Source organism: Streptomyces sp. NPDC005799, assembly GCF_040630525.1.
Taxonomy (GTDB): Bacteria; Actinomycetota; Actinomycetes; order Streptomycetales; family Streptomycetaceae; genus Streptomyces; species Streptomyces griseorubiginosus_B.
The window spans coordinates 1-18,838 of the sequence record NZ_JBEXXQ010000096.1 but is presented as its reverse complement, the minus strand read 5'-3'; the positions used below and the strand labels follow the sequence as shown (position 1 = coordinate 18,838).

Below are 18,838 nucleotides of genomic sequence, written 5' to 3'. Positions count from 1 at the left end.
GCCGACGTGCGCGCCGGCGTTGTTGATCAGCACGGTCACGTCCTGGGCCTGTGCGGCGGCCGCGGCCACCGAGGCGGGGTCGGTGACCTCCAGCGCCACCGGGACGGCGTCCGGGTGCGTCACGGTGCGCGGGTCGCGGGCCGTGGCGTAGACCTTGCCGGCGCCGCGCGCGTAGAGCTCCTCCACCAGGGCCTTGCCAATGCCCCGGCTGCCGCCGGTGACGAAGACGGTGGCGTCCTTCAATGCGGTCATGACTCTCTCCACGGAATGAGAAACGGAACGAGAAACCGATCGGTTTCAGTTAAGGTAAACCGATCGGTTTCTGGGTGCAAGTCCGGCGGGGCCGATGTCCGGCCCTGCCGCCCGTGACGCGAACCTCGCCGTACGGGCGGAACCCGGCGAAGGGGTGGAGTGCTGCCGTGGTGCACGGGACCCGGCGATCCCTCGAGGCGGGTCGACGGTCGGCGATGCCGGGGGATGTCGCCGAGGGGCTGCTCCCTCGCCGAGGGGCAGCCGTGGACGTCCGCCTCGCCGGCGCCCGGTTGGGTCCCGATCGGAAGAGGGTTGCGCGGCATCTGGTAAACCGATCGGTTTTCGAATCACGAAAACCGAGTTAACCTCGCATCATGACGGCAGAGGCGAAAGCGACATCCCGGGAGCGGTTGCTGGAGGCGGCGGCCGCGCTCGTCGACCGCGAGGGTGTCGGTGTGGGCGTCGAGGCGTTGTGCAAGGCCGCTGGGGTGTCGAAGCGCTCGATGTATCAGCTGTTCGAGAGCAAGGACGAACTGCTGGCGGCGAGCCTTGAGCGACGAGCCGCTTCCTGCACCGCCGGCCTCCTGCCCGAGGCGGACAACCGGGGTTCCCCCAGGGAGCGGGTGTTGCACATCTTCGAGCGGCTGGAGTCGCAGGCCGAGGTGCCCGAGTTCAGCGGCTGCGCCTACCTGGCGGTGCAGATCGAACTCAAGGACCGAACCCACCCCGCGAGCCGGGTGGCGGAGCGCGTCAAGGGCAGCCTGACAGCGTTCTTCCGGGCGGAGGCCGAGCGGGGCGGCGTGGGTGATCCGGATGTGCTGGCCCGCCAGTTGATGGTGGTCTTCGAGGGCGCCAGTGCCCGTGTGGCGATTGGAGCCGACCTTCTGGCCGGGCTTCTCGCCCCCATGGTGGTCACCCTTCTCGACGGGGCAGGCATGCGCTGACTGTCAGGTCGCGCGTTCCCTGTTCTCCTCTGAGGCTGCCCGCCGGAAGGCGGGGCTCATCTTTCCGTGTCCCGCCAAGAGGGTGACGAAGATCGCCTGCATGCCCGAGCGGCCGCCCCGGGGGCGGACTGTGCGGTACCCGCTCGGCCCTGAACCTGCCAGTTGCTTGGTGCAACGTGCTAAATTCACGGCATGTTGGGCCGAACATACGACAGTCAACTGTGCTCCATCGCCCGGACCCTGGAGGTGGTGGGCGAGCGCTGGACCTTGCTGATCGTTCGCGACGCGCTGCTTGGCCTGCGCCGGTTCGAGGAATTCCAGGACAGCCTTGGTATCGCCCGCAACGTGCTGAGCGCCCGTCTCTCCCAGCTGGTCGACGACGGGCTGCTGGAACGAATCTGTTACCAGGAGCGGCCCGCCCGTTACGAGTATCAGCCGACGAGCAAGGCCAAGGACCTGCTCACGGCGTTGCTCTCCTTGATGCACTGGGGTGATGAGCACGCCGAGAACCCGGGCGGCCCGCCGCGGATCACGAGCCACGAGGGCTGCGGAGGCGAGGTCCGGGAACAGCTCGTCTGCACTCAGTGCGGTCACGGGGTCGGCCCGGACGCAGTTCACCTGCTTCCCGGCCCACCACTCACAGACGCCTCGGCCTGAATTCCGCAGCTTTCTCGATGGATTGTCCGCTCGCGTCCGCTGGGGTGGTGCGTCGAACGGCCACTCCACGATCTCGTATGTGAGGCTGTGCGGTCCTGCCGCGTGGACCGCAGGACCGTCCGCAGGCATGCATAGGCGGCCGTCGTCTACGAACTGTAACTATTGATGAGGCGCATCGAGTCCGGCCGAGAGTGGCAGGTGTCGCACGAGACGACGTTCGGGTCGTCGAATGCGTATCTGCCGGCGGAACCAGAACAGGTACCGAGGCGGGGCGGTATCGACTCGCCTCCGTACCTGTCCCGTCTGCTCGACCGTGTCGTCGGCTGCCTGGTCGACACAGCGTGTGGTCGCCGCTACGCGCTCGCAACTGGACCATGGCTGTGGGCCCGGTGCGACGCCGAGCAGCTGGCCGCCGACGGCGACACCCATCCCGAGGAAGCCGTCGGCATCGGGCCTGACGACGTGCGCACGCTCGTCGCGCCGACCACCGCGACGCTTCTGTGGTAGCGACGTCTTACCATGCGCGGCGAGGCTGGGCTCGAAGGCCACGGGAACGACCGCCAGATCGTCGATGCACGATCTGTACGCGCAGCATCGAGGCCACACCTCGCTTCCCACCAGATGGGCTCGCCGTGTGACGAATCAAAGGGCGTTCAAGAAGGTCAGAAGTTCCTGATTGACGATATCTGGAGATTCCTGCTGGATCCAATGACCACAATCCGGCACGATGATCGCGCCACGGAAATCGCTCAATACCTCACCGGCCCGTGCGACCGCCTCCTGCCCCCAGATCGTCGCTGTATCGCGGTCACCACCGATGAAGAGCGAAGGCACCGTCAAGGGCTTGCCTTGATGGATGCCGAGAAGCTCCCAGTTCAGCTCCATCGCTCGGTAGTAGCTGAGCGGTCCCGCCATACCACCCTGTTCGAGTTCTCCCACCCAAGAATCGAATTCATCTGCCGTGAGCCATGTTGGAAGCGACGTCGGGCGCCGAAGCAGGTCGAAGAAGCCTTTGCCTCGCGGGAGACAGAGCTTGCTGCGAAGGAAGTCGACAATCCGTTCTGGAGACAAGCGGAACAAATCGTCGGCATCGAACCCGGCGGGCACCGGACTGGCCGCCGACGCAGAATATGTGAATCCGAGGAGCCAGTCGCGCAGATCTTGCTCGACGTCGTTCTCACTCACACCGGGAATGCTGAAGAATTCTTGGTAGAACAATCGTTCCGAACCTGCGAGCTTTCGGTGCGCCACGCTGGGCCGGACGTCGCCGAATGGGTCGCCGGGAAGCGCCATCAAGCCACGTCCGCCGAAAGGTACGCTCAGGCCGGCTACCGCCCTGAAGACGTCGGGTCGCGTCCACGCGGCCGTCCATGCCACGGGTGCGCCCCAGTCGTGACCGACGATGACTGCTTGCTGCTCTCCGAGCGCCCGTACGACAGCGACACAGTCATTGACCAGTTCGGTGATTCGGTAGGCCCCGACGTCCGTGGGCTTCGACGACCTGCCGTAACCTCGCATATCTGGGATTGCGACCCGATACCCCTCACTGACAAGCGGCTGGATCTGATGACGCCACGAGTGCCACGATTCCGGGAATCCGTGACAAAGAAGCACAAGCGGCCCCGATTCTCCGGCCACCCTCACATGCAAGCGATGCTCATCGATCTGGAGGCTCCGGCCCTCCAGCGTTTCGACTGCCATCCGAGATCCCTTCTCTCATACGGGTATGGCGATATACCGATCACGGCGATTGTGTCTCATCCAATGCTCTGGTCCGGAATTCTGAAGGGCGCACGAGCCCGAACCGCTACTTGCTGCGTCAGCATGCTGCCCGTGACCTTCGCCGCCACCGAGAAGCGCCCCCACGACTACGTGCGGCACGGCACCACGAACCTGTTCGCTGCCCTGAACGTCGCCACCAGCGAGGTGCTCGGCGAATGCAAGCAGAACCGGAACGGCGCGAACTTTCTGGCCATCCTGAAGAGGCGGTGAAGCCGCCCGCCTGCAAGGAGATGGCATGCTAACTCTCCGTTCCGCTTCAAGTTGGCGCAGGCGGCCTGCCCCTTCTGGAGAGCTCTTGTCGCTCCCCTTGCCCAGCGGACGAGCGGGAGCAACTGACGCCTATGCGGCCACCTTGCTCGGCACGTCGGGAAGCAGGCCCGCTTTCGCCTGGTGGTGCAACTCGCGTGCCGATTCGATCAGCTTGACGGCATCAGGTCCCCACATGACCCGCATCACGCGCCGCTCCATGTGCGGCTGCTGCGCCAGCCAGATGAGCGGCAACATGAATTTGGTCGACGCGACGGCGACCTTGCCCTTGAACGGCCCGACACCCATGTTGCGCCGAGTCTTCGTCGAGACAGCACCCATGACCGGGTACCCGAACAGTTTCTGCGTGAGCAGGAGCTGGGCCTGTACTCGCAACTGGGAGATGTGGAAGTTCCGCTTGATGGATTCCTTCTGAATCCAGTGGAAGCTCTGCCCCGTCGCCGGGATGACGTCCATGGTCCAGCTGGGCTTGAACAGCTCGTCGTACTTCTCGTACAGCGCCTTCAGTTCGGCCATCGTCGTCGGAATCTCTCCCTCGGGCGCGTCGAAGAGCCGGCAGTATTCGGCCACTTCGGCAGTGAACTGGTGCCGCTTCGCGAGGGGCAGACGATGCGGGGCCTTGCCGTCACGGAAGGCGAGGTTCGCGTAGACCCACAGCATCGTGTGCATCTCCGTGAGGGCCGCCCACATGGCGTCCCGGGGACCGTTGGCGTCGTAGCCGCCGAGTTCGGGATGGACGATGTCGATGACATCGCCTGCCACCTTGCCGTGGATGTTGCGCAGGTGCTTGGCGACCCGCTTGGCGGTGGGAGTGTCTCCGAGCCACATGGGCGTGTGGATTCCGGAGTTCCGCTGGGTACAGTCGAATGCGTCAAAGACGGTGAGCTCGCCCTTTCGGCCTTGCGAGACATCGGGTCCCAATCGCGCACGCCCGCCACGATCGGCTTGTACGTCAACTGAAGCACGAACTGTGCGGGGCTTTGGGAGAAGATCATAGCTGGGTGAAGGAGCACCTCCCAGACAATGCTTCCCGGCCCGAACACGCCGTTGTCCGGCGTCCCGTCTTCCTTCAGCGAGCCGCCCGCAGGTGTGGGTTCACCGAACCGTCGCCACCGTGGCTCGGTGCCGAGCGGACGCTCCTTGGTGACCACGCGGTTGACTCGGCTGGCCGAATCAGGGCTCTTCTCTGTGGCAGCCATGCCGAAACTCCTTTGTTCACTGATGGACGACGAAGGCAGCGGAAAGGGGGAAGTGGGTCTCGGGCGTGATGCTGCCGACGGGTCCCCCCTGAGCCGAGACGCCGCAGCAGTGACACTCGCTCCAAGTTGCTTGTTAAGCGTTTAGCAACTGTTTCAAGGTAGTAATCTCTGACCATGTCGTCAATCCCGGGGACCTCCGCGGCCAGCGTCTTCGAACCGACCGGACAGGCCAAGACGCCGCCCCGCAGCAAGCAGGAGCGACGCGATCAAGCGGAGCAGTCCCTTCTGGAGGCCGCCGGTCGACTCGTCGCCCGCCGCGGGGTGGACCAGACTTCGGTGGCCGACGTCGGGACGGAAGCCGGGTACAGCCGGGGCCTTGTGAACCACCACTTCGGTTCCAAGGTGGCGCTGCTGCGGCGCGTCGCCCGAGAGAGTCAGCGCAGTCTCGTCGAGGCCGTCGAGGCCCTGACGGGGGACCCGCTGGAGTCACTGGTCGCGATGATCCGGTCATACCTGACGTGGATCGACCGGAATCCCGCCGACGCCCGTGCGTTCTTCGCGATGTGGGGGGCCGCACTCCCTGAGGAGTCGGTTCTGCGCGAAGTGTTCGTCGAGTTCGACAGCAGGATTCGCACCACCGTCGAGGAGTTTGTGCGCTCTGGCCAAGAGCGGGGGATGGTCAGGACTGATATCGAGCCCGCTGGTGTGGCGGTTGCGATCACCGGCATGCTGCGTGGCACAGGTGCCCAAATCCTGGTCGCCCCTGAGAGGGTTGATTTCGAGGCCGCCTGCGCCGCGTGCGAGCATTTCGTCCGGCGCGCACTCACGATGCCTGGTGCAGCCGGTCACTGAAGCCGCTGGCGATAGGCGCGTACCCGCCGTCCACGCCGGGGCGATGAGGTGCGCGCGGGCGTAACCCGATACACCCACCCATTGTCCGCTGCCCGGCCCCGCGCTGCTGCTCAGGCCGTCCCCTGGAGGAGGCTGGCCGCGCTCTGCTCGCCGGCCCTCCGCCACGCCTGGGGTCTCGACGACCTCACCTTTAGTACCGAACTCGTCGTCAGCGAACTGGTCACAAACGCCGTCCTGGGGCACGACGGTGCCGCGAAGTGCGCGCCGCTCCTGGCCTGGCCGGCAGTAGTGATCGGCGCATGCGGTCAGTCGAACTCACCACTCCATGCTCCAAGTTGCTTCATGAAATTCGCCAGGCTAGGGTTCGAGTTGCTTCATGAAACTTGCAAGCGCCCCGCCCCCGTGAGGTGACGCTCGATGGCCAGGAACAAGCTCGAAGACCATCCCACCGTCGTCCAGGTCCGTCGGCGCGACCGCGCCGCCGCCCGGCCGACGGAGCCACTGGACGCGGCGTGGCTGCGCCAGTTGTGTCTCGACGCGGGTGCGGATGACGTCGGCTTCGTCGAGATCGACCGGCCAGACATCGCCGACCAGCGAAACGACCTGGACGCCGCGCTGCCGGGCGTCCGGACGCTGATCAGCATCGTCACCCGAATGAACAGGGAGAACATCCGCACTCCCGCACGCTCGGTCGCCAACCTGGAGTTCCATCACACCGGCGACCACACCAACGAGGTCGGCCGGCAGGTGGTGGGCGGGCTGGAGGCGGTGGGAGTGCGCGCCATCAACCCCGCGATGGGCTTTCCGATGGAGATGGACAAGTTCCCCAGGAAGACATGGGTGGTCGGGCACAAGCCGGTCGCCGTGGCGGCGGGGCTCGGCAAGATGGGCATCCACCGCAACGTCATTCACCCGAAGTTCGGCAACTTCGTCCTGCTGGGGACGATCCTCATCGACGCCGAGGTCAGCGAGTACTCCCGGCCCATCGACTACAACCCCTGCCTGGAATGCAAGTTGTGCGTAACGGCCTGTCCGACCGGAGCGATCGCCTCGGATGGGCACTTCAACTTCTCCGCCTGCTACACGCACAACTACCGAGAGTTCATGGGCGGCTTCGGCGACTGGGCCGAACAGGTCGCGGAGAGCCGTGACGCCCACGACTACCGCGCGCGAGTGAGCGACAGCGAGAGCGCGTCCATGTGGCAGAGTCTGTCCTTCGGCGCCAACTACAAAGCGGCCTACTGCATGTCGGTGTGCCCGGCCGGCGAGGACGTCATCGGACCCTGGTTGGACAACCGCAAGTCACACCTGACCCAGGTCGTCCGCCCCTTGGTGGACAAGGCAGAGACCGTCTACGTCGTCCCGGGTTCCGACGCCGAACAGCACGTGGCGGACCGGTTCCCCAACAAGCGTACGAAGCATGTGGCGATGAGCCTGCGAGCGAACAGCATCGACGGTCTGGTGGAAGGTCTGCCGCTGATCTTCCAACGCGAGCAGGCCAAGGACATGTCCGCCACCTATCACTTCACTTTCACCGGCGACGAATCCCGGCAGATCACCGTCACCATCAGCGACCGCGAACTCGACGTCGCCGACGGACATCACGGTGAGCCGGATCTCAGGATCACCGCGGACACACGCACCTGGCTGCGTTTCCTCAGCAAGCCTTCGCTGTTGGCATGGGCACTGGTGCGCCGCCAGATCAAGCTGCAGGGCTCCCCCCGACTGCTGCGCGACTTCGGTCGTTGCTTCCCCTCCTGACCGGCCAGAACCAACGCGTCACTCCCACACCCCACTGTGAGAAATGGAATGCGGATCATGAGTAAATCCGGCACCGAAGTCGAGCTCGACCTTGTGTTGGAAAGAAAGGAAGCGATGGCCGAAGGTGTCGTGCTGCTGACGTTGCGCGACTCGAACGGCCGTCCGCTGCCGGAATGGGAGCCGGGAGCCGACATCGATCTGGTGCTGCGAGCCGGCCTGGTCAGGCAATACTCACTGTGCGGTGATCCGGGGGACCGGTCCCGCCTTCAGATCGCGGTACTGCGTGAACCGGAGAGCCGGGGCGGGTCGAGCTACGTGCACGACGTGCTCACCGAAGGTGAGTCGGTGCGCATCCGCGGGCCACGTAACCACTTTCCGCTGGTGAAGGCCAAGAGCTACTTGTTCATTGCAGGCGGAATCGGGATCACCCCCATCCTGCCCATGGTGGCGGCCGTCAATGCGACCCGCGCCGACTGGCGTCTCGTCTACGGCGGCCGCACCCGAGCGTCGATGGCGTTCGGTGAGATGTTGCAGCGGGTCTACGGAGACCGGGTGAGTCTGCGGCCGCAGGACGAGTACGGGCTGCTGGACCTGGCTTCGCTGCTCGGAAAGCCGCAACGGAAGACAGCCGTCTACAGCTGCGGCCCGGAACCGCTGCTCGCGGCGGTCGAGGCCGGCTGTGAGAAGTGGCCGAGCGGATCCCTGCACCTGGAACGCTTCGCCCCGAAGAAGGACGTCACCGCCGGGCCGGCCACCACCTTCGAGGTCGAACTCGCCCAGTCCGGCAGGACATTGACGATCTCTGAGGACATGTCCATTCTCGAGGCTGTGGAGAGTGCCGGAGTGTCGGTGATGACATCATGCGAGGAGGGAATCTGCGGAACCTGCGAGACCAAGGTGTTGTCGGGGCAGATAGACCACCGCGACTCGGTGCTGGACGACGAGGAGCGGGCCGCGGGCGACACGATGATGATCTGCGTCTCGCGTGCCAGGGGTAACCGCCTGGTCCTCGACCTGTGATCTGCTTCGGGGCGGAGTAACCGGCTTCGGGACCGGTGGTCGTCGCGCGCCCGGCTCGGCGCCATCCCAAAACCCCGTCTGGACAGCGGCGTCCCGCTCGTGCGAGCAGCACACTCCCGGTTCCTTGGAACCCGGCGCGACAGCCGGGCGATCATTGGATCTGACTAACGGACAGGTCACCCAAACGACAGACACGTTGTGGTTGCAGGATGAACCGGAGTCGTGCCGGCAACAGGGGACCGCCCAGTTTTCGGCGCGGCGTTTCGTCGAGGCCGCGCGAGGCAAAAGGGCCCCAACGGTACGGGAATTCCTCAATCCTCCGAGTGCTGGAAGTATGTTCTCATAGTCGCTCCCTGCTTCCAGTGCCTCGCGCCCGCATAGAACAGTGAACAGCAGCTTGCTTATACCGGAGAGGTGATTGGCGATGAGTGAAAAGTCGCAGAAGAAGAAGTTTTACGCCCTGAATATGTTTGACGTGGTTGAATTGGAGAAGTACCTTGCGTACTTCGGTCGTCTGCCCGAGGCGGCTCCGCGGTATGGCGGTCGAATGGTGGCGTTCGGTCGTTTCCAAAACAACGTAACCGGTGACCTTGCGCCACGGCAGGTTCTGTTCCTCGTTGAATGGGAGTCCGAAGAGGCGTTCAACAGCTTCCGGGATGATCCGGACTTGGCCGACTTGCACCCGCTGCGGGAGAGCGGGACGGCGTCCTATATCTGGCAGACGTTCAGTGGTCCCGATATGAGTGACCCCACCGACGTTTCGCTCGACGATATTCTGGCTGTGCTCAAGCCTTGAAACCGCATCGCTACGGAGTCGGCGTCGGGTGGACCGGCTGACGAGTCGTCGGCTGGCGATGGGCGGATGCGTCAGGCATGAGAGAACGGGCCCCCGGTCGTGACGTGGTGATGACGCCAGCGCGACCAAGGGAGCCCGTTACTTGATCATTCGAGGTGTTACCGCGCATCCAGCTGCGAGCATCTCGTCCTGGCGGTGCGCCTCTGCACGCCCGCCGCGCGTGAGGGTGAACGAAGCAGTCGCACCCAGGAACAACCACTGTGGACAAAACCGATCGGTTTGCCGAGTTGTGGGCGATAGCCCGAGACCGGTGCGACCACCTCCATTCGGGGGTGGTGCATGAGACGGGCCGACTACACGATGTCGCCGGAAGACGTCGTGGCAGGCAAAGGAGCAGTACATGACGGAGATCCAGATCCAGTTCGATGTCCCTGCGGAGATGCGGGACGGCACCGTGCTGCGCGCGGATGTGTACCGGCCCGCCGGTACCGGGCCCTGGCCGGTGTTGCTGAGTCGGCTGCCTTACGGGAAGCAGACGTCGATGCTGGCCATGATGCTCGATCCTCTGGCGGCGGCCCGGCGCGGTTTCATAGTCGTCATTCAGGACACCCGCGGCCGGTTCGCCTCGGAGGGGGAGTGGGAGCCGTGGACCTACGAGGAGAGGGATGGGTACGACACGGTACGGTGGGCCGCCGCCCTCCCCGGCTCCAGCGGCTCGGTCGGCATGATCGGTGGGAGCTACTTCGGCAACACCCAGTGGATGGCGGCGCTGTCCAAGCCGCCGGAGCTGAAGGCGATCGCTCCCATGATCACGTGGTCAGATCCGGAGGACGGGCTCTGGACGCGCGGTGGCGCGATCGAGCTAGGCATCAGCGCACCCTGGACGCTCATGATGGGCGCCGACGCGCTGATGCGTCGGCACGCCACCGACCTGGAGGGCCTGGCGAGCGGCATCACCGGACTCGTACACGACCTGGACGGTCTCGCGGGCGGCGGGTACGCCGAGCTGCCGGCCGGACGTTTCCCCGCCTTCGCCCGGCACGATCTTCCCGAGCTGGGCTATGAGCGCTCCCGGCGGGAACCCGACTGGGCGCGGTCCTGCACCGTCACGGGGCGGCACGACGAAGTGGACCTACCCACCTTCCAAGTGGGTGGCTGGTTCGACATCTTCGCCCAGGGCACGCTCGACAACTTCACTGCCATGCGCCGCGCGGGCCGGTCGGCCACGCTGGTCGTGGGCCCGTGGACGCACACCAACCTGCGGAACGTGGTCGGCGACGTCAATTTCGGGTTTGCCGCCAACTCCGACTTCATGGGCATGCGGGGAAGCCTGCACGACATGCAGTTCGACTGGTTCCGACGCACGATCGGCGACGGCGAACCACTGGAGCCGGACGCCGGCAAGGTGCTCCTGTTCGTCATGGGGATCAACCAGTGGCGCGAGGAGACGGAATGGCCCCTGTCGCGGGCTGTGGAGAGGGACTTCCATCTGCGCGCGGACGGACGCCTGACTTCTGAGCCGCCGTCCACCTCCGAGCAGCCCGACGAGTTCACCTACGACCCGATGGACCCGGTACCCACCACCGGCGGCGCGCTGCTGCTTGCGGACGAGTTCCGTCCTGGCCCGCTGGACCAGGCTGCCGTGGAGGCGCGGGAGGACGTGCTGGTCTTCACCACCGACCCACTCGCCGAGGACACCGAGGTGACCGGCCGCGTGAAGGTGATCCTCTTCGCCGCCACGGACGGCCCCTCGACCGACTGGGTGGCCCGTCTGTGCGACGTCGACGAGCAGGGTGTCTCCCGCAATGTGACCGATGGCATCGTGCGGGTACGTGCGGAGATACCGGGCGAACCGGCCGAGCACGTCGTGGACTTGTGGTCGACCAGCACCGTCTTCCGTGCAGGCCACCGGATACGGGTACAGGTCACCTCCAGCAACTTCCCGCGCTGGGACCGCAACCTCAACACGGGCGAACCCGAGGACAACGCGACCACGGCCCGTGCCGCTCGGCAGCAGGTCTTCCACAGCTCCGACCGCCCCTCCCGCATCATCCTGCCCGTCGTCCCAGCCTGACAGGAAGCAGGGGAGAGCCCCTATGTATGACGTCCTGTCGCCCGGGGCGATCAAAAACGTGGCGGCGGCGTGTCCCAGATCGCCGTTCCCTCTCTGGTAGGGCTCAAGGAGGATACGGAGGGTGCCCTCCTGCGGGGAGCTCGGCCAAGAAGGGGGGCGACGATCTCGGCGACAGTGGAGGCGGGGCAGAAGCCGCCCATGCCCGCGTCGTCGGCATGCTCGAGCAGGTCTCCCTCACCAAGCGCGTACGTCTTCTCGGTCCCCGGCGAGCGTACGCAGGAGCGGCCCGAGGCTTTCCGCGGTGGCGAGTCCTGCAACCTCTGAAACGATGCGGTCGGCGGCGTCCGCGCCCAGCGCGAGGTCGACGAGCGAGTGGAATTTGGTGACCAAGGACTCCCAGCGCCGGTCCAGTTCGCTTGCTGGGGTCGGCCGGTTGACGTCGACCCCCACGACTCGTTCGGTCCCGTCCGTGCTTGTGACCTTTACGACGGAGGAGCGGCTGTCGTTGTCGGTGCGGGCGCTTACCCGGACGCGGTCGCGCAGCGCGGCGATGGCCAGGTCCGAGGCAGAGGCGGGTGTGAACGCCTGCTCGGTGCAGGCGGAGGTCTGCGGCCAGCGGCCGGGAGCCTGAGCTGGGTGTGTGCGCGACGACCAGGAGCCAGGTCCAGCGTGCTCCTCGGTCTGGAACTGGGCGATGGCGGCGTCGATGTAGCGGGCCGTCCAGAACCTGATGGTGTTGAGCGCCGAGCCGAGGCCGCCGAGCTGGTTCTCTAGTGCTGGGTTCCTCAAACGATGTACACATATCGGCGTCGTAGTAGGCGTGTGGGCGGGGCTCGCCTGCCCCAGATCCATGGCCTAGCACGGGCGTTGAGCTGGTCGGTCGCCAGGGACGCGTGTCGTATGTGATGTCGTCGGGGTTGGCGAAGGACCGGCCGACGCGGGCCGTTTTGAGGATGCGCCACCAGCTTTCCTGCAGGTTGAGCCAGCAGGCGCCAAGGCGATGAAGGCCCGGTGGATGCGGGGACGGTCCTCCAGCCAGGTCCGGGTGGACAGGCTGTTGTGTGAGGACAGGTTGTCGGTGACGATCCAGATCTCGCCGGTCGGGTTGGCGTCCTCGACCTGTTGCAGGAACTGCTGGTAGAAGACGCTGTTGCGGGAAGGAAGCGGTCATGGTGATCTGCTGGCCGTCCCGGACATGTAAACCCCCGTAGACCCAGGTCTTCTCGGGTCCGCGGCTGTAGTCGAGTTCCGATTTGATCCGGTTGTCGGCGTACGGGTTTGTCTGGCTCCGGCAAGTGGATGCTGGTGATCTTTGGTGAGGTTGGTCAACTGCCACGTTTTGCGGTGCTGTTCTGGCAGAGTCGCTGAAACGGAGTGGACGGCATGCGTGCGTTCCGCGAGCGCCGCGTTGCGCGCTGAACGGCTGATCCGTGTGCGCGAGCAGACGCGGGGCCGGGCCCCTTGACGGGGTCCGGTGGCGGCGCTGACCGGGTTGCGCGGCTTCTTGTTCGGCGGATACAGCCGGCGTCAAGCCGAAGCCATTGAGGCCGCTGGTCACATCAGTCCCCGGTGATGTCTTCCGACACGGACGACATCACCGCGGCGGCGCAGAGGTGAGCTTCGCCTGACTGCCTACAGTGCCAGGGCCCGCTCCGGGCGCAGGCGTGGCGCCCACAGGAGGAGTCCGGCTGCCAGGCCGAGGGCCGCGAAGAGCCACCAGACGCGGTGGAAGGAATCGACGGCCGTCCCCGCCGTGGGGGTGCCGAGGACAGCGACGAAGAGGCTGATGCCGAGGACGGCACCGAGCTGACGGAGGCTCGCATTGATCGCCGAGCCGAGCGCGAACCGCGCCGGAGGCAGCGACTGGGTGGCGGCGGCGGACTGTACGGGCAGGGTGAGGCCTACACCGAGTCCGGTCAGCAGCGCGGCGGGCAGCCAGTGAGTGACCCAGTGCGGGTCGGCGCCCACGACGGTGGCGTTGAGGACGAGGCCTCCCGTCCATACGATGGCACCGACTGTGAGCACTCTGCGCGCACCGTGGTCATGGGAAAGGCGGCCTGCGGCGCGCGCGATCACGGCGACTACAAGGGGAGTCGGCATGGTAGCAAGTGCGGCACGCAGTACCGAGTAGTGCCACACCGTCTGAAGAAAGATGATGTTGTTGAGCAGATTACCGAAGAAGGCGGCTGCGAACACCAGCGTGGCGGCGTTGATCAGACGGAACTGCCGGACGCGGAAGAGGGCGAAGTCGAGCACCGGCTGGGTCGCTGAACGGTCACGCAGGATGAAGATCGGTAGCAGCAGTGCGGCCAGCGAGAAGGCACCGATCACGCGCGGGTCGGACCATCCCCACTTGGGCCCCTCTATGATTCCGAGGCTCAGCGCAGCGGGCATCGCGGCGATCAGGAGCACGCCGAGCGGGTCGGGCAGGCCCTGGGCGTGCGGGTCGCGAGTCTCGCGCAGCATGCGCAGGCCGAGAACGAGGACCAGGGCGCAGATCGGCACGTTGACCAGGAAGATCCAGCGCCAGGAGGCGTACTGGGTCAACAGTGCGCCGAGCGTGGGTCCGACGGCTGCGGCCAGCGCGCTCATCGAGCCCCACGTGCCGATTGCCACCGGCCGCCGGGCCGGAGGGAATTCGGGCAGGAGCAGGGCGAGTGACGTCGGGGTGACCAGAGCGGCGAAGACCGCCTGCAGCGCCCGCCCGCCGATCAGGACGTCCACGTTCGGCGCGAGACCGCACAGTGCGCTCGTCACCGCGAAGCCGGTGATGCCCGTCAGGAAGACGCGCTTGCGCCCGTAGCGGTCGGCGAGTCGCCCTGCCGGGATGAGGGTGGCCGCGAAGACCAGGCTGTAGATGTTGAGTACCCACGACAGGTGGTCAGCCGAGGTACGGAGACTGCGGCTCATGGTCTCGAAGGCGACGTTGACTATCGTCGTGTCGAGGAACACCACGAACGCGCCGAGGCTGCTCAGCGCCAATACCCGTAGCGCATGGCGTCTGGCGGCGGCATCCTGAGCGTCCCCTGCCGGTTTCGGCTCGGCGGGCACGGTTTCCGGTCTGCCCTTGGATGCGCTCATGACTGCCTCACTGGGTGAGTTGGGACGCCCTACTGACGTGGCGAGACGCTAGCCGCAGTTAGTCGCTTCATGCAACTGACGGGGTGAGTGCCTCAGGCCGTAGATGCTTGACGCCCGCTCCGTGACGCCCTGCGTCCGGGCCGTGTCGACATGGATGTCGTGGTCCATCAGGCGTCGCGTGTGCGTCGTTGCCTAGCTCGGGCGCCGTCCCGGCCCCGGGGGGCCGGCGAAGGCCTGGGCGATGGGCAGCCACTGGCGTGCCGTCTCGCCGGAGACGGTCAGTGCAAGGTTGTCGCGGTGGCGGCGCTGTGTGACGAGCAGACAGAAATCCAGGGCCGGTCTGCTGACGCGGTTCGCCGCCTCTGGCTGGCCCCAGGTCCACAATGTGCCGTCCGGTGCCGCGAGTTGTACCCGGATGGGGGTTTCCGGGACGGGCAGGCTGTGGGGGGTGAGGGGGGAGCCGAAGGTGCGGACGCCGAGGTGTGCGACCTGCCGCAGCGTGGCTGTCGGCTCACGGCGGATCCCGAGCGCGTCTGCCACGTCCTGAACCCAGCGGGCCCTGTCCCTGCTCGGTGATGTGCAGACTGACTCCGTTCACGTCGGCGAAGTGGTGGGTGATCGGACTTTATGAGAACGACCTTGAAATCGGCGAGTGTGCGCTGCTTGTTCAACTGCGGGTACGAGGCTTCCAGCCATGGCGACGTCGCGAGAAGTTGCTCTCCGCGTCCCGGCGGAGTTCCTCCGTCGGGGAGTCCTGGGCCCGCTCGGCAACGGCCGTAGCTGGAAACCAATCGTTTTCAGCCAACATAAACCGATCAGTTTTCTTTCGCGAGAGTGGTCATGGTTGTCTGAAACACACCAGTAGCCATGGTGGAGCGATGGCACCCCTTTGGAGTCCGTCGGAGAAGTCGAGGGGCGCACTGTCCGGCGACAGCCATTCGGGTGGCCGACAGATGAATGAAGCAGCCGTGCATCCAGGCCGGTGTCGACTCCGTACGGGGCCACCGCAGGACACGTGCAGACGGGCCGGACCCTCAGTGTCCAGCCAGCGAGGCGGGGAATTGCCGGAAGGCGGTCGGCCCACATGCCCGTAGATCGACGGACCTGCACCCGGCCGCGTCGAGGTCCCTGTACGGCCTCGAACTACGGGAGGTGACGCGGCGTGGAGAGAGTTCATCTTTGAGGACATGATGTGGGCCATGTCGCCCGTGGGTCTTTCCGCGCTTGGCACCGGTCGCCCGGCCGTGATTGGAGTGCGACCTGGACCCTATGCGGTGTCCTGCCCGGAAGATGATGCTGGTCGAACACGGGTCTCCCGTGGCAGTTCCGGGGGCGCGATTAACCGGGCACCGCCTCCCGCAGCGCGTTCGCTGTCAGAGTGACTCCGGCTGTGACAGCTGGTCGACCATGGGTGATGCCGTGTCGACTGGCGGCCGGTTTGGCGAGGGCGTGCGCGTGGACGACGGCTGATGGGGAACAGCCGCGCTGTCCCAGAGCCGCGAACTCACTGGACGCACTCAAGAAGACAGGGCGGCATGACGACGCCGTCGCGGCAGGTGCCGGAACGGTGGTGCGATTACGGCCGGTCATTCCGCGGCGGGGGCGACGTCCAGGGCCTTGGCCAGCAGAGCACGGGAGTGTGCCCGGGCGGCGGGGTCCGCGATGATGTCCTGGACCATCACCTCGTCGACGCGGGTGGCCTTGGTCATCTGCTCCAGCTGGTTCCGTACGGTCTCCGGGCTGCCGGCGATCTGGCGGGGCCAGCGGCCGTCGGTGATGACGGTGGGGGCGTCCTTCTGCTCCTGGCTGAGTTCCCGCTCGGCCTCCTCGACCGTGGGAACCTGGGCAGCGGTGCCCTGGTGGACCAGCCGTGTCATCAGGGCGGTCCTGGACCAGTTCAGCCGTCGCGCCTCGGCGTCGGTATCGGCAACCACGGCGCTGACGGAAAGGATGCCGCGCCCTCCGGCCGGCTCGTTGGCCGCGGGTGAGGCGAACGCTGCGTGCCGGAGCAGCGCGCGTTCTGCGCCGTCGGGGTTGATGAAGCCCGCGAAGGCGTAGCCGAGTCCGAGTGCACCGGCCATGCGGGCGCTGCTGCCCGAGGAGCCGAGGATCCACACGTCGGGCCTGGAAGCGACGCCTGCGGCCGGGTCCAGGCGCGCGAAGGGATGGTCGGTGGGGAAGCGGCCGTTGAAGTAGGCGAGTATTTCCTGGACTTGCTCCGCGAAGTCGTCGGCGGGCGGTGCGACGCGGTCGCGGCGCAGGGCGAGGTCGACGACGGGGCCCGCGGTGGCGCGGCCGAGGCCGAGGTCGACGCGGCCCGGTGTGAGGGCTTCGAGCTGGAGGAAGGTCTCGGCGACCTTGTAGGGGCTGTAGTGGTTGAGGAGTACCGCGCCGGAACCGATCCGGATGCGGGAGGTGGCGTTCGCGGCCAGGGCGATGAGGATCTCGGGTGCCGACGAGGCGGTGCTGGCGGAGTCGTGGTGCTCGGCGTACCAGATGCGGTGGTAGCCGAGGTCCTCTGCCTGCTTCGCGGCGTCGACCGAGTCCTTGAGGGCCTGGCGCTTGTCGCTGCCGGGGGCGACGGTGGAGAGCTCGACAAGGGAGAGTTTCATGGTGTATCGGTCCTTGCTGTCGGCCGGTTGGGGCCGTCGGGACGGTGGCGTGTCCGGTGTGCCCATGGCCTCGTCGGTCAGGCTGTCAGTGCGGTCACGCGGCCAGTGGCGTGTGGGTGCCGAAGGAACGCTGGTGGTAGGTGAGGGGCTTGGAGGCTTCCTCGCCGGACTCTGCGGTGATGACGTGGGCGAGCAGGACGGTGTGGTCGCCTGAGGTGACGTACTCGTCGACTTCGGCGGCGATCCATGCGGCCGAGCCCGGCAGGCGGGGCAGGTTCGCGCTGGGCGACCAGATGACGTCGTCGAACTTGTCCTGGCCCGAGCGGGCGAAGACGGCGGCGAGTCCGGCCTGGTGGGTGCCGAGGATGTTGAGGCCGAGGCGTCCGGTGCGGCGGATGATCGCCAGCAGGTGAGAGCCGTTGTCCAGGGACACCAGCACCATCGGGGGAGTCAGGGACAGGGAGGCGAAGGCGCTGACTGTGGTGCCGTGCGGTCGTGGGCCGTCCATGGCGGTGACCACGGCGACGGGGGAGGCGATGGTCGCCATGGCGTCGCGGAACGCCTGCTGGGTGCTGGCGCTGGCGCTGGTGGGCTGGGTGGTGGGCATCAGCGGGCCGTTTCCCTGACGCGGGGGTCGAGGCCGTACTGGGCAGGGGCTCCGAGGTGGTCTCGGAGGGTCGGGCCCTCGTAGTCGTGGTGGAAGAGGCCGCGTTCCTGAAGGATCGGGACGACCTGGTCGACGAAGGCGTCGACGCCGTCGTGGTAGCCGTCGATGGCCAGCGAGAAGCCGTCGCAGGCCCCTGCCTCGAACCACTGCTGCATGTGGTCGGCGATGTCGGCGGCGGGGCCGCCCACGACCGGGTGGTAGTCGATGACGCCGTGGGCGAGGACATCGCGCAGGCTCCAGCCCTGGCGGGCCACTTCCAGGGCGCGGAAGGAGCGCCGGTCGTGCGGGCTGGGCTCGGCGTCAGCCAGCTGGCGTGCGGTCAGTGGCTTGTCGATCTGGTCGTAGGAGAGCGGCAGGCCGATCATCGCGCCCAGGTACTGCACGCGCTGACGCAGGTCGATGGACTCATCCAGGAAACGCCTGCGCTCCAGGGCGGCCTCGCGGGAGGCGGCGACGGCCGGCATGAAACCGGCGAACATCTTTACCTCGTCGGGGTCGCGCCCGGCCCGTTTGGCGGCGTCCCGCAGGGCGCCCCGCTGGGCGATGGCGTCGTCGATCGTCATCGGGTTGGCGTAGACGCCGCTGGCGTAGCGGCCCGCCAGTTCCGTGCCGTAACCGCCGCCGCCTGCCTGGAAGATGACCGGCTGGCCCTGCTCGGACGGCGGGATGGGCAGCGGCCCTCGGGACGCGACATGGCGGCCCTGCAGATTGACCGGCTGGATCTTGCCCATGTCGGCGAACCGCTTGCCCTCGACGTCGAGGACCCAGGCGTCCTTCTGCCAGCTGCCCCACAGGGCCTGCACGACCTGGACGACCTCGTCGGCGCGCTCGTACTTCTGCGCGCGCGGCGGGATCGGGGAGCCGAAGTTCGCCG

The 18,838-nt window shown here is 66.6% G+C and carries 18 protein-coding genes; 9 read left to right on the top strand and 9 right to left on the bottom strand.

Going from position 1 to position 18,838, the window contains the following annotated elements:
- A partial coding sequence (locus tag ABZ453_RS48300; protein WP_359026047.1) for an SDR family NAD(P)-dependent oxidoreductase occupies positions 1 to 252 on the bottom strand: 252 nt, incomplete at its 3' end.
- Positions 253 to 626: 374 nt separating this feature from the next.
- On the opposite strand from ABZ453_RS48300, the gene ABZ453_RS48295 reads away from it, so the two are divergent.
- The 3 genes from ABZ453_RS48295 to ABZ453_RS48285 all read left to right on the top strand — a co-directional run bounded on the left by ABZ453_RS48295 (position 627) and on the right by ABZ453_RS48285 (position 2,360).
- Complete coding sequence (locus ABZ453_RS48295; RefSeq protein ID WP_359026045.1) at positions 627 to 1,196, top strand: TetR/AcrR family transcriptional regulator; 570 nt, start codon at positions 627 to 629, stop codon at positions 1,194 to 1,196.
- Between the two features lie 192 nt (positions 1,197 to 1,388).
- A complete protein-coding gene (locus tag ABZ453_RS48290; RefSeq protein ID WP_359026043.1) occupies positions 1,389 to 1,853 on the top strand; it encodes a helix-turn-helix domain-containing protein in 465 nt (154 codons plus the stop codon).
- 165 nt (positions 1,854 to 2,018) lie between these two features.
- On the top strand, positions 2,019 to 2,360 hold the full coding sequence (locus tag ABZ453_RS48285) for a hypothetical protein (RefSeq protein ID WP_359026041.1): 342 nt from the start codon (positions 2,019 to 2,021) through the stop codon (positions 2,358 to 2,360).
- A gap of 135 nt (positions 2,361 to 2,495) precedes the next feature.
- On the opposite strand, the gene ABZ453_RS48280 is transcribed toward ABZ453_RS48285, so the two are convergent.
- Positions 2,496 to 3,554 carry an alpha/beta hydrolase gene (locus ABZ453_RS48280; protein ID WP_359026039.1) on the bottom strand — a complete coding sequence of 353 codons (1,059 nt, stop codon included), beginning with the start codon at positions 3,552 to 3,554 and terminating at the stop codon, positions 2,496 to 2,498.
- A gap of 132 nt (positions 3,555 to 3,686) precedes the next feature.
- Between ABZ453_RS48280 and ABZ453_RS48275 the strand changes: the two genes are divergently transcribed.
- Positions 3,687 to 3,845, top strand: a complete 159-nt coding sequence (locus ABZ453_RS48275; protein ID WP_359026049.1) for a hypothetical protein — start codon at positions 3,687 to 3,689, stop codon at positions 3,843 to 3,845.
- 129 nt (positions 3,846 to 3,974) lie between these two features.
- On the opposite strand, the gene ABZ453_RS48270 is transcribed toward ABZ453_RS48275, so the two are convergent.
- Positions 3,975 to 4,823 (bottom strand): oxygenase MpaB family protein, encoded by an 849-nt coding sequence (locus ABZ453_RS48270; protein WP_359026037.1) that lies wholly within the window; start codon positions 4,821 to 4,823, stop codon positions 3,975 to 3,977.
- A gap of 452 nt (positions 4,824 to 5,275) precedes the next feature.
- Here ABZ453_RS48270 and ABZ453_RS48265 point away from each other — a divergent pair, with 452 nt between their 5' ends.
- From ABZ453_RS48265 to ABZ453_RS48245, 5 genes are all read left to right on the top strand, one after another.
- Positions 5,276 to 5,953 (top strand): TetR/AcrR family transcriptional regulator, encoded by a 678-nt coding sequence (locus ABZ453_RS48265; protein ID WP_359026035.1) that lies wholly within the window; start codon positions 5,276 to 5,278, stop codon positions 5,951 to 5,953.
- A 417-nt stretch (positions 5,954 to 6,370) separates the two neighbouring features.
- The gene (locus ABZ453_RS48260) at positions 6,371 to 7,714 is read left to right on the top strand and encodes an SCP2 sterol-binding domain-containing protein (protein WP_359026033.1); all 1,344 of its coding nucleotides are present in this window, start codon (positions 6,371 to 6,373) and stop codon (positions 7,712 to 7,714) included.
- Positions 7,715 to 7,771: 57 nt separating this feature from the next.
- Entirely contained in the window at positions 7,772 to 8,734 is a 963-nt protein-coding gene (locus ABZ453_RS48255) for a PDR/VanB family oxidoreductase (protein WP_359026031.1), read from the top strand.
- 424 nt (positions 8,735 to 9,158) lie between these two features.
- Positions 9,159 to 9,530, top strand: coding sequence for a DUF1330 domain-containing protein (locus ABZ453_RS48250; protein WP_359026029.1), 372 nt, complete (start codon positions 9,159 to 9,161; stop codon positions 9,528 to 9,530).
- 400 nt (positions 9,531 to 9,930) lie between these two features.
- The gene (locus ABZ453_RS48245; RefSeq protein ID WP_359026027.1) at positions 9,931 to 11,604 is read left to right on the top strand and encodes a CocE/NonD family hydrolase; all 1,674 of its coding nucleotides are present in this window, start codon (positions 9,931 to 9,933) and stop codon (positions 11,602 to 11,604) included.
- A gap of 234 nt (positions 11,605 to 11,838) precedes the next feature.
- On the opposite strand, the gene ABZ453_RS48240 is transcribed toward ABZ453_RS48245, so the two are convergent.
- The 6 genes from ABZ453_RS48240 to ABZ453_RS48215 form a co-directional block, all read right to left on the bottom strand.
- Positions 11,839 to 12,393, bottom strand: coding sequence for a hypothetical protein (locus ABZ453_RS48240; RefSeq protein ID WP_359026025.1), 555 nt, complete (start codon positions 12,391 to 12,393; stop codon positions 11,839 to 11,841).
- An 843-nt stretch (positions 12,394 to 13,236) separates the two neighbouring features.
- Positions 13,237 to 14,685, bottom strand: coding sequence for an MFS transporter (locus ABZ453_RS48235; RefSeq protein ID WP_359026023.1), 1,449 nt, complete (start codon positions 14,683 to 14,685; stop codon positions 13,237 to 13,239).
- Between the two features lie 192 nt (positions 14,686 to 14,877).
- Complete coding sequence (locus ABZ453_RS48230) at positions 14,878 to 15,225, bottom strand: hypothetical protein (RefSeq protein WP_359026021.1); 348 nt, start codon at positions 15,223 to 15,225, stop codon at positions 14,878 to 14,880.
- A gap of 1,046 nt (positions 15,226 to 16,271) precedes the next feature.
- On the bottom strand, positions 16,272 to 17,297 hold the full coding sequence (locus ABZ453_RS48225) for an LLM class flavin-dependent oxidoreductase (protein WP_359026019.1): 1,026 nt from the start codon (positions 17,295 to 17,297) through the stop codon (positions 16,272 to 16,274).
- Between the two features lie 94 nt (positions 17,298 to 17,391).
- The gene (locus tag ABZ453_RS48220) at positions 17,392 to 17,904 is read right to left on the bottom strand and encodes a flavin reductase family protein (protein ID WP_359026017.1); all 513 of its coding nucleotides are present in this window, start codon (positions 17,902 to 17,904) and stop codon (positions 17,392 to 17,394) included.
- Positions 17,904 to 18,838, bottom strand: a 935-nt coding sequence (locus ABZ453_RS48215; RefSeq protein ID WP_359026015.1) for an LLM class flavin-dependent oxidoreductase, incomplete at its 5' end; no start/stop codon positions are given. The genes ABZ453_RS48220 and ABZ453_RS48215, both read right to left, overlap by 1 nt.

Excerpts from the sequence above, each read along its gene's own strand:
- ABZ453_RS48245 (WP_359026027.1), top strand. The coding sequence starts at position 9,931 with ATGACGGAGATCCAGATCCAGTTCGATGTCCCTGCGGAGATGCGGGAC.
- ABZ453_RS48220 (WP_359026017.1), bottom strand. The coding sequence starts at position 17,904 with ATGCCCACCACCCAGCCCACCAGCGCCAGCGCCAGCACCCAGCAGGCG.
- ABZ453_RS48285 (WP_359026041.1), top strand. The coding sequence starts at position 2,019 with ATGAGGCGCATCGAGTCCGGCCGAGAGTGGCAGGTGTCGCACGAGACG.
- ABZ453_RS48280 (WP_359026039.1), bottom strand. The coding sequence starts at position 3,554 with ATGGCAGTCGAAACGCTGGAGGGCCGGAGCCTCCAGATCGATGAGCAT.
- ABZ453_RS48295 (WP_359026045.1), top strand. The coding sequence starts at position 627 with ATGACGGCAGAGGCGAAAGCGACATCCCGGGAGCGGTTGCTGGAGGCG.
- ABZ453_RS48265 (WP_359026035.1), top strand. The coding sequence starts at position 5,276 with ATGTCGTCAATCCCGGGGACCTCCGCGGCCAGCGTCTTCGAACCGACC.
- ABZ453_RS48225 (WP_359026019.1), bottom strand. The coding sequence starts at position 17,297 with ATGAAACTCTCCCTTGTCGAGCTCTCCACCGTCGCCCCCGGCAGCGAC.
- ABZ453_RS48255 (WP_359026031.1), top strand. The coding sequence starts at position 7,772 with ATGAGTAAATCCGGCACCGAAGTCGAGCTCGACCTTGTGTTGGAAAGA.
- ABZ453_RS48235 (WP_359026023.1), bottom strand. The coding sequence starts at position 14,685 with ATGAGCGCATCCAAGGGCAGACCGGAAACCGTGCCCGCCGAGCCGAAA.
- ABZ453_RS48250 (WP_359026029.1), top strand. The coding sequence starts at position 9,159 with ATGAGTGAAAAGTCGCAGAAGAAGAAGTTTTACGCCCTGAATATGTTT.
- ABZ453_RS48290 (WP_359026043.1), top strand. The coding sequence starts at position 1,389 with ATGTTGGGCCGAACATACGACAGTCAACTGTGCTCCATCGCCCGGACC.
- ABZ453_RS48260 (WP_359026033.1), top strand. The coding sequence starts at position 6,371 with ATGGCCAGGAACAAGCTCGAAGACCATCCCACCGTCGTCCAGGTCCGT.